Origin of the sequence: Acidisphaera rubrifaciens HS-AP3 (genome assembly GCF_000964365.1) — a bacterium.
In the GTDB taxonomy this organism is placed as follows: Bacteria; Pseudomonadota; Alphaproteobacteria; order Acetobacterales; family Acetobacteraceae; genus Acidisphaera; species Acidisphaera rubrifaciens.
Genome location: NZ_BANB01000069.1, coordinates 1 through 2,777, shown reverse-complemented (window position 1 = coordinate 2,777; position 2,777 = coordinate 1). Strand labels below are relative to the sequence as shown.

The following is a 2,777-nucleotide window of genomic DNA, read 5'->3' as shown; positions in this document are numbered from 1 at the left end:
ACGCACGCCGTCACCGCCGGACCGGACGCGGCCGGCGGACGGATCGACCGCTTCCTCGCGGAGGCCATCGGCACGATGTCGCGCTCCCGCGTCAAGGCACTGATCGAGTCGGGGCTGGTGCGGCGGGACGACGCGCCCCTGCGCGAGCCGGCCGAGCCGGTCCGGCCGGGGGCGACCTACACGCTCGACCTGCCGCCGCCGGTCGCCGCGATCCCCGCCCCGCAGGCGATCCCGCTCGAAATCCTGTACGAAGATGCCGACCTCCTCGTGATCGACAAGCCGGCCGGGCTGGTCGTCCACCCGGCGCCCGGCAATGCCGACGGCACGCTGGTCAACGCCCTGCTCGCCCATTGCGGCGACACCCTGCCGGGGATCGGCGGCGAACGGCGGCCGGGCATCGTCCATCGGCTGGACAAGGACACGACCGGGGTGATGGTCGTCGCCAAGACCGAGCAGGCGCTGGCCCGTCTGTCGGCCGCCTTCGCCGCGCGCGACCTCGACCGGGCCTATGTCGCGCTCTGCTGGGGCGTCCCGTCGCCGGCGGCGGGCAGTCATGACGGGCCGATCGGGCGCGATCCGCGCGACCGCAAGCGCATGGCGGTGACGCCGGGCGGGAAGCCGGCGCTGACGCATTACCGGACCGAGCGCGCATGGGGCGTGGGGGCCAGCCTGGTCGGCTGCCGCCTCGCGACCGGGCGGACGCATCAGATACGGGTCCATCTGAGCCAGGCGGGCACGCCGGTCATTGGCGATCCGGTCTATCTCCGCCGCGTGCCGGGCGCCGCACGGTCGGTGGCGCCGGCGATCCGCGACCGGCTGCTCGACTTCCCGCGGCAGGCGCTGCACGCGCGCCTGCTGGGCTTCGCCCATCCCCGCACCGGGGTCGCGCTGTCGTTCGAGACGCCGCCGCCCGCCGACATGGCCGCGCTGGTCGCCGCCCTCGACGACGCCGGATGAACGCGCTGCAATGCAGCGTCCATATTCCTGACCGCGCCACTAGGGAATTGACTGGACTAGCCCGGTCCGGTATAAACACCACCGTTTCCGGCGGCGGGCGTGCGGCCGGATCGGCCGTCCGGGGTGGCGGGTCGCCTGCGGGGACCTTTCTCCGGGACGTATAACCGTTATTCGCGCTCGCACCTGTCCAAACCGAAACCGGCCGGGCTTTGGCGCCGTATAAGGGTCAGTCGACGGCTGTCAGACGAGAGGAGCTGCTCATGGCGTCCGCCATCATCAATATCGCTCCCGAAGGTAACCTGTCGCGGTATCTCCAGGAGATCCGCAAGTTCCCGATGCTCACCGCCGAGGAAGAGCTGGAACTGTCGCGCCGCTGGCGCAACAACGAGGATATGGAGGCGGCGCATAAGCTTGTCACCTCCCATCTGCGTCTGGTCGCCAAGATCGCCATGGGCTACCGCGGCTATGGCCTGCCGGTAGGCGAGCTCATCAGCGAGGGCAATGTCGGCATGATGCAGGCGGTGAAGCGGTTCGATCCGGACCGCGGCTTCCGCCTCGCCACCTATGCCATGTGGTGGATCCGCGCCGCCATCCAGGAATACATCCTGCACAGCTGGTCGCTCGTGAAGATGGGCACCACGGCCGCGCAGAAGAAGCTGTTCTTCAACCTGCGCCGGCTGAAGGGCCAGATGCAGGCGATCGACGACGGCGACCTCCAGCCGGAGCAGGTGGCGAAGATCGCCCGCGTGCTCGACGTGCCGGAGCAGGACGTGGTCAGCATGAACCGCCGCCTCGCCGCGCCGGACCACAGCCTCAATGCACCCGTCCGCGCCGACAGCGAGGGGGAATGGCAGGACTGGCTGGTCGACGAGTCGGAGAGCCAGGAATCGACCATCGCCGAGCGCGAGGAGATGACCGGGCGCAAGGCGCTGCTGAACGGAGCGCTGCGCGGCCTGAACGAGCGTGAGCGCCATATCCTGATCGAGCGCCGGCTGAAGGACGACCCGACCACGCTCGAGGATCTGAGCCAGCAATACGGCATCTCGCGCGAGCGGGTGCGCCAGATCGAGGTGCGGGCGTTCGAGAAGCTGCAGAAGGCGATGAAGCAGCAGATCGCGGAGCGGCGCATGGCCTCGTCCGCCGGCCTCGCGGGTCAGCCCGCCCTGGCGTAAGCCGGAGCGGGTCGCGACAAGCGGATCAAACACCCAGGCCCGATCGCGCGGGCCGGGACGGCAAAATACGGCGGGCCGCGGCGACGCGGTCCGCCGTTTTCGCGCGCGGCGGGCTCGCGCGTTTCAGTCGCGCTGGATCAGCTCGATCTTGTAGCCGTCCGGGTCCTCGATGAAGGCGATGATGGTGGTGCCGAACTTTACCGGTCCCGCCTCGCGCACCACCTTGCCGCCGCCGCGCCGCACCTGCTCGCACGCCGCCGCCACGTCCGGCACGCCGATCGCGAGATGCCCGAAGGCGGTGCCCATCTCGTACTGCGCGGTGCCGTAGTTGTACGTCAGCTCGATGACGGCATTGCTGTCCTCGTCCCCGTAACCGACGAAGGCGAGCGTGTATTTGCCGTCCGGCACGTCGCGCCGCCGCAGCTCCTTCATGCCGAGGATGCGGGTGTAGAAATCGACGCTGCGTTCCAGATCGCCGACGCGCAGCATGGTGTGCAGAAAGCGGCTCATGCGGTGTCCTCTCGTTCAGCCGTCGCGGACATATCGGGTGGCAGGCCGATCAGGAACACCCCTGCGGCGTCCGCCGCGGCGACGGTGGCGGCCCGCTCCACCAGCAGCGCTCCCCCGGCCGAGGCGGCGATGCCGCGC

General features: G+C 70.0%; 3 protein-coding genes. 2 read left to right on the top strand and 1 reads right to left on the bottom strand.

Features of this window, described 5'->3' with window-relative positions; genetic code table 11:
- Together B8460_RS02385 and rpoH are read left to right on the top strand one after the other, a co-directional pair.
- Positions 1-957, top strand: a 957-nt coding sequence (locus tag B8460_RS02385; RefSeq protein ID WP_048859970.1) for an RluA family pseudouridine synthase, incomplete at its 5' end; no start/stop codon positions are given.
- Between the two features lie 260 nt (positions 958-1,217).
- Entirely contained in the window at positions 1,218-2,129 is a 912-nt protein-coding gene (gene rpoH, locus B8460_RS02380) for an RNA polymerase sigma factor RpoH (RefSeq protein ID WP_199445517.1), read from the top strand.
- 123 nt (positions 2,130-2,252) lie between these two features.
- Here the strand turns inward: rpoH and gloA are convergent, their stop codons facing one another.
- Complete coding sequence (gloA, locus tag B8460_RS02375; protein ID WP_048859969.1) at positions 2,253-2,639, bottom strand: lactoylglutathione lyase; 387 nt, start codon at positions 2,637-2,639, stop codon at positions 2,253-2,255.
- Positions 2,640-2,777 lie beyond the last annotated feature (138 nt).

Excerpts from the sequence above, each read along its gene's own strand:
- rpoH (WP_199445517.1), top strand. The coding sequence starts at position 1,218 with ATGGCGTCCGCCATCATCAATATCGCTCCCGAAGGTAACCTGTCGCGG.
- gloA (WP_048859969.1), bottom strand. The coding sequence starts at position 2,639 with ATGAGCCGCTTTCTGCACACCATGCTGCGCGTCGGCGATCTGGAACGC.